This is a genomic window from Streptomyces sp. NPDC058401, assembly GCF_042722885.1.
GTDB lineage: Bacteria > Actinomycetota > Actinomycetes > Streptomycetales > Streptomycetaceae > Streptomyces.
In genome coordinates, this window is the sequence record NZ_JBHXKA010000100.1 from 25,183 (window position 1) to 31,254 (window position 6,072).

General features: G+C 71.9%; 3 protein-coding genes. 2 read left to right on the forward strand and 1 reads right to left on the reverse strand.

Going from position 1 to position 6,072, the window contains the following annotated elements:
* Window positions 1-143: 143 nt before the first annotated feature.
* Complete coding sequence (locus ACFWNV_RS29090) at window positions 144-3,440, reverse strand: S41 family peptidase (protein WP_383952764.1); 3,297 nt, start codon at window positions 3,438-3,440, stop codon at window positions 144-146.
* Window positions 3,441-3,649: 209 nt separating this feature from the next.
* Between ACFWNV_RS29090 and ACFWNV_RS29095 the strand changes: the two genes are divergently transcribed.
* Together ACFWNV_RS29095 and ACFWNV_RS29100 are read left to right on the forward strand one after the other, a co-directional pair.
* Window positions 3,650-4,240: a TetR/AcrR family transcriptional regulator gene (locus ACFWNV_RS29095; protein WP_383952766.1), complete on the forward strand. Its 591-nt coding sequence runs from the start codon at window positions 3,650-3,652 to the stop codon at window positions 4,238-4,240.
* A 162-nt stretch (window positions 4,241-4,402) separates the two neighbouring features.
* A partial coding sequence (locus ACFWNV_RS29100; RefSeq protein ID WP_383952768.1) for an MMPL family transporter occupies window positions 4,403-6,072 on the forward strand: 1,670 nt, incomplete at its 3' end.

Sequence of the window (6,072 nt, forward strand, 5' to 3'; positions counted from 1 at the left end):
CCCCAGCCAACGCACGGGCCCCGCCCCGCCTTCTACTATATTTTCCCAATTTTGGGTACCCCCTAACCCCGCCGTGGGGGGGCCCCCCCGCCGCCCCGGCCCCCACCCCTCCTGCATGCCCTACGGTCGCCGCCCCCGCCCGCTCACTCCCGCGGCGGCAGCTTCGGCCGGCGCCGGTCCGGTACGTCCGTGTAGCCGGGCGGTACCGCGGCCGGGTCCTGTTCCAGCAGCTCCAGCGCCAGGTGCACGGCGTCGTCGAGCTGGGCGTGCCGCCCCTCCGCCCAGTCGAGCGGGGTGCGCAGGATCGGCAGGTCGGGCTCCACGCCCTGGTTCTCCACGGACCAGCCGTACTCGGGGAACCAAGCCGCGTTCATCGGCACCGTGATCACCGTGCCGTCACCGAGGGTGTGCCGGCCGGTCATGCCGACCACCCCGCCCCAGGTGCGCTGGCCGACGACCGGGCCGAGCCCCAGAAGCTTGAAGGCGGCCGTGATCATGTCCCCGTCGGAGGAGGTCGCCTCGTCGGCCAGGGCCACGATCGGGCCCCGGGGCGCGTTGGAGGCGTAGGAGACGGGCTGGGCGTTGCGGGTCAGGTCCCAGCCGAGGATCGAGCGGGTCAGCTTCTCCACCACCAGCTCGCTGATGTGCCCGCCGGCGTTGCCCCGTACGTCCACGAGCAGGGCCGGTTTGGACATCTCGGCGCGCAGGTCGCGGTTGAACTGCGCCCAGCCCGAGCCGCCCATGTCGGGGATGTGCAGGTAGCCGCACTTGCCGCCGCTGATCTCCTGGACCACCGCGCGGCGTTTGGCCACCCAGTCCTGGTAGCGCAGCGGCCGCTCGTCGATCAGCGGGACGACCGCGACCCGGCGGGAGCGGCCCTGTCCCTCGGCGGGCTCGAAGGTGAGCTCCACGGTGGTGCCGCCCGCCGCCGACAGCAGCGGGTACGGGCCGGTGACCGGGTCCACCGGCCGGCCGTCGACGTGGGTGAGGACCGCGCCCTCGCGGATGCCGGTGCCCGCGAGCGGGGAGCGGGCCTTGGAGTCGGAGGACTCGCCGGGCAGGATCCGGCCGACGACCCAGGCCCCGTCGCGGGGGAAGAGGTTGGCGCCGAGCAGGCCGATGGCCCGCTGGTAGTGCGGGGGCCCTTCGTTGCGGCGGGCCGGGGACACGTACGCGTGCGAGGTGCCGAGCTCGCCGAGGACCTCGCGCATCAGGTCGGCGAACTCGTCGGGGGAGGCGACGCGTTCGACCAGGAAGCGGTACTGGCGCAGCACCCCGTCCCAGTCGATGCCGCACATCTTCGGCTCCCAGAAGTAGGCGCGGATGAGCCGCCCGGCCTCCTCGAAGGCCTGGCGCCACTCGGCCGCCGGGTCCACCTCGTGCAGGATGCGCCGCAGGTCCAGGTAGACGGTGGAGTCGGTGTCGCCGGACTCGGTCGCCGGGACGGCGCGCAGGTCGCCGTCGTCGTTGACCACGAGCCGGGTGCCGTCGCCGCTGAGTGCGAACCAGTCCAGCCCGGAGGCCAGTTCCGTCTTGCGGGCCTTGGTGAGGTCGAAGTACTCCAGCGTGGGCTTGCCGCTGGTGTCGGCCGGATTGGCGAAGGTCTCGCCGAGCGCGCCCGAGATCGGCCAGCGCAGCCACACCAGCCCGCCGCCGCTCACCGGGTACAGGGCCGAGTACTTGGAGGCCGACACCGGGAAGGGAGTCACCCGGCTCTCCAGGCCCTCCACCTCCACGGTGACCGCGCCGTCGCCGGCCTCCGAGTCCCCCTCGACCGGGTCGAGTCCGCCCGCCGCCGGGCGCCCGTCGGGGGAGAAGGCGAAGGGGGAGGGGGTGGCCGAGGACAGCGGCACCAGGTACGGGCGGCAGCCCAGCGGGAAGGACAGGTCACCGGTGTGGACGTCGTAGACGGGGTCGAAACCGCGCCAGGACAGGAAGGCGAGGTAGCGGCCGTCCCGGGTGAAGACCGGGTTCTCGTCCTCGAAGCGGCCGTTGGTGACGTCCACGATCGTGTGCGCGCCGGGCCCGGAGATCCGGGCCATCTTGATCTGGCGCAGCGAGCGGCCGATGCCCGGGTGCGACCAGGTCAGCCAGCAGCCGTCGGGGGAGAAGGCGAGGTCGGTGACGGGTCCGTTCTCGGACCGGATCAGCTCGCTGGCCTCCCCGTTGGACTCCTCGGTGGCGTCGATGAGCAGCAGCCGGCCGTCGTTGGAGGCGATCGCGAGGCGCTCCCCGTCCGGATCGGAGAGCAGCTCCAGTACGCGGCCCAGCGCGCCCGAGGCGAGCCGGCGCGGCTCGCGGTCGCCCGAGGCGCGGGGCAGGTAGGCGATCTCGATCGCGTCCTCGCCCTCCGCGTCGGTCACGTAGGCCACCTGCCCGCCGCTGCCGAGCATCTCGGGCAGCCGGACCCGTACGCCCGGGGTGTCGGCGATGGTGCGGGCGGGCCCGTCGCGGTGCGTGAGCCAGTACAGGCTGCCGCGCACGACGACGGCGCTGGCCCGCCCGGTGGTGTCGACGGAGAGGGAGTCGACGTGGCTGGCGGCCGGGACCTGGTAGGTGCGGCGGCCCGCTCGGGGGCCGCCGAGGCGGACCTCCAGCTTGCGCGGGGTGGCGCCGGGGGCCAGCGACTCCACGATCCACAGGTCGCCGGCGCACTGGTAGACGATCCGGGAGCCGTCGCTGGAGGCGTGCCGGGCGTAGAACTCCTCGTGGTCGGTGTGCCGGCGCAGGTCCGTGCCGTCGGGCAGGCAGGAGTAGACGTTGCCGATGCCCTCGTGGTCGGAGAGGAAGGCGATCCGGCCGTCCACGAACATCGGCGAGTCCAGGTGGCCTTCGATGCCCTCCAGCAGCCGCTCGCCGTGCAGCCACAGCCGGCCGGTGGCGCCGCCGCGGTAGCGCTTCCACGCGGCGGGCTCGTGCGGGGGCTTCCCGGTCAGCAGCAGGGTGCGGCGCTCGGCCGGCTCCTCCCCGACGGGGGCCTCGTCGTGGACGGCGATGTCGGAGACGGGCCCCCAGGGAAGCCGGCCGCCGGGGCTGCCGTCGGTGGGGAGGGTGTACGCCCAGGCGAAGTAGGAGAAGGGCTGGCCGTGCGAGGAGACGGCCAGGATGTCGCTGCGGCCGTCCTTGTCGGGCGGGGTCCAGCCGCAGACCCGGGTGTCGGTGGCGCCCCAGTAGCTGAGCCGGCGGGCCGGGCCGCCCGCGACGGGGGCGAGGTGGATCTCGGGGTCGAGGCTGCGCCAGGTGGTGAAGGCGATGTGCTTGCCGTCGGGGGAGAACCGGGGGTGGCCCACCCGGGTCCGGTCGACGGTGATCCGCCAGGCCCGGCCCGCGGGCTCTCCGGGAGGGACCAGGGGCGCCACCCAGAGGTCGTCCTCGGTGGCGAAGCACAGCAGATCGTCGTGGAGATGGGGGAACCGGAGGTACGCCGCGTCGTGACTCACCCCCCAATGCTTTCCGCGCGGAGGGGGGCTGGCAACTCGTACAGGTGATCCATGGGGCTTCCCGCGGGGGCGGCGGACGGCGGCGGGTACGTGACCGACACCACGCCCCAAGCGAAACGGAACGGTTTCGTTTCGCTTGGGGCCGGGGTATGGTCGATCCGTACGAAACGGTTTCGTTCGGTTGGGCAAGGTCGGGAGGAGACGCCGGGATGGTCGAAGAGGTCATGTCGCGTCGCAGCCGGATCACCCCCGAACGGGAAGCCGAACTGCACGGAGCGGTCCTCGACCTCCTCCGTGAAGTCGGCTACGAGGCGCTGACCATGGACGCGGTCGCCGCCCGTACGAAGTCCAGCAAGGCCACCCTCTACCGCCAGTGGGGGAGCAAGCCCGAGCTGGTCGCGAAGGCCCTGCGCTGCACCCAGCCGGTCTCCCTCCGGGAGATCGACACGGGTAGCATCCGCGGGGACTTCGGGGTCATGATCGAGAACTCCGACGACGCCCAGATGGCGAAGGACACCGCGCTGATGCGGGGCCTGACCCATGCGGTGCACGAGAGCCCCGAGCTCCACAAGGCGCTACGGGACCTGCTGGTCGATCCGGAGATCAACGGTCTGCAGGAGATGCTGCAAAGAGCGGTCGCCCGGGGCGAGATCGCCCCGGACTGTCCGGCCCTGGCCTTCGTTCCGCACATGCTCATCGGGGCGTTCATCGCCCTTCCGCTCATCGAGGACCGGTCCGTCGACCGGACCTTCCTCGGTGACTTCATCGACGCCGTGGTCTTCCCCGCCCTCGGCGTCTGATCCCGCCCGGCCGCACACCTGCCCGGCTGCTCACCCGCGCAGCCGCCCGTCCGCGCCGTCCCCGCGCTCGAATTCCTGCCTGCCCTGACACGCCGCTCTCGTCGTCGGAACGGCATTTCATGCCCTGATCCATCCCACGACCCGAACGGGAGAACCACCCACGTGGCCACCTTCCTTTACCGACTCGGCAGGGGTGCCTTCCGGCGCCGCCGATTCGTCGCCCTCGTCTGGGTGGCGCTGCTGTTCGTCGCCGGTTTCGGCGCGGCATCGGCATCCGCACCCACCTCAGGCTCGTTCTCCATACCCGGCACGGAGGCCCAGAGGGCCTTCGACCTGCTGGACCAGCGCTTCCCGGGGATGGCCGCCGACGGCGCCACCGCCCGCATCGTGATCAAGGCTCCGGCCGGCGAGAAGGTCGACTCCGAGGCCGTCAAGCCCCAGGTCGAGAAGATCGTCAGCGAGCTGAAGGACGGTCCGGGCAAGGACCAGATCTCCTCGGTCACCAGCCCGTACGAGGCCAAGGCCGTCAGCCAGGACGGCTCCACCGCCTACGTGAGCGTCAAGTACAAGGTCAGCGGCATGGAGCTGACGGACGCCACCCGCGAGGCCCTCACGGAGTCCACCACGGCCGCCAAGGCCGACGGGCTGAACGTCCAGATCGGCGGCGACGCCCTGATGGCCGCCCCCGAGACGGGCTCCGGCGAGATCATCGGCATCGCGATCGCCGCGATCGTCCTCGTCATCACCTTCGGCTCGCTCATCGCCGCGGGCCTGCCGCTGCTGACCGCCCTCATCGGCGTGGGCATCGGCATCTCCTCCATCACCGCGCTCGCCAACGTGCTGGACCTCGGCTCCACCACCTCCACCCTCGCGATGATGATCGGCCTCGCCGTCGGCATCGACTACGCCCTCTTCATCGTCTCCCGCTACCGCGCGGAGCTCGCCGAGGGCCGCGAACGCGACGAGGCTGCGGGCCGGGCCGTCGGAACCGCCGGTTCCGCCGTCGTCTTCGCCGGTCTGACCGTGGTCATCGCCCTCGTGGGCCTGGCCGTCGTCAACATCCCGATGCTCAGCAAGATGGGCTTCGCCGCCGCCGGCACCGTGGTCATCGCCGTCCTCGTCGCCCTGACGCTGGTCCCGGCCATGCTCGGTTTCGCCGGCAAGAAGGTGCTGCCCGCCGGCACCAAGTCCCGCTTCCTCGGCAAGGGCAAGGCCACCGCCGAAGGCGCGGAGGCCAAGCCCAACGGCGGCACCCGCTGGGCCCGCTTCATCCTGCGCCGCCCCGTCATGGTGCTGCTCGCGGGCGTGATCGGCCTCGGCATCGTCGCCATCCCCGCGAGCAAGCTGGAGATGGGCCTGCCGGACGACGGCGCCCAGCCGGTGTCCACCACCCAGCGCCAGGCGTACGACCTGCTCTCCGACGGCTTCGGCCCCGGCTTCAACGGCCCGCTGATGGTCGTCGTGAACGGGGACAAGGCGCTCGCCGACGCCACGGTCGAGCGGATCAAGGGCCTGGACGGCGTGGCCGCGGTCATGCCGGCCACCCAGAACGAGGCCAAGGACGCCGCCGTCATCTCGGTGATCCCGAAGGACCGGCCGTCCTCCGTGGAGACCGAGAACCTGGTCCACGAGATCCGCGAGGGCAGCGACAGCGGCAAGGTGTTCGTCACCGGCGCGACCGCGATGAACATCGACTTCTCGCAGAAGATGAACGACGCGCTGCTGCCCTATCTGGCGCTCGTCGTCGGCCTCGCCTTCCTGCTGCTGATGCTCGTCTTCCGCTCGATCCTGGTTCCGCTCAAGGCGGCCCTCGGCTTCCTGCTCTCGGTGGT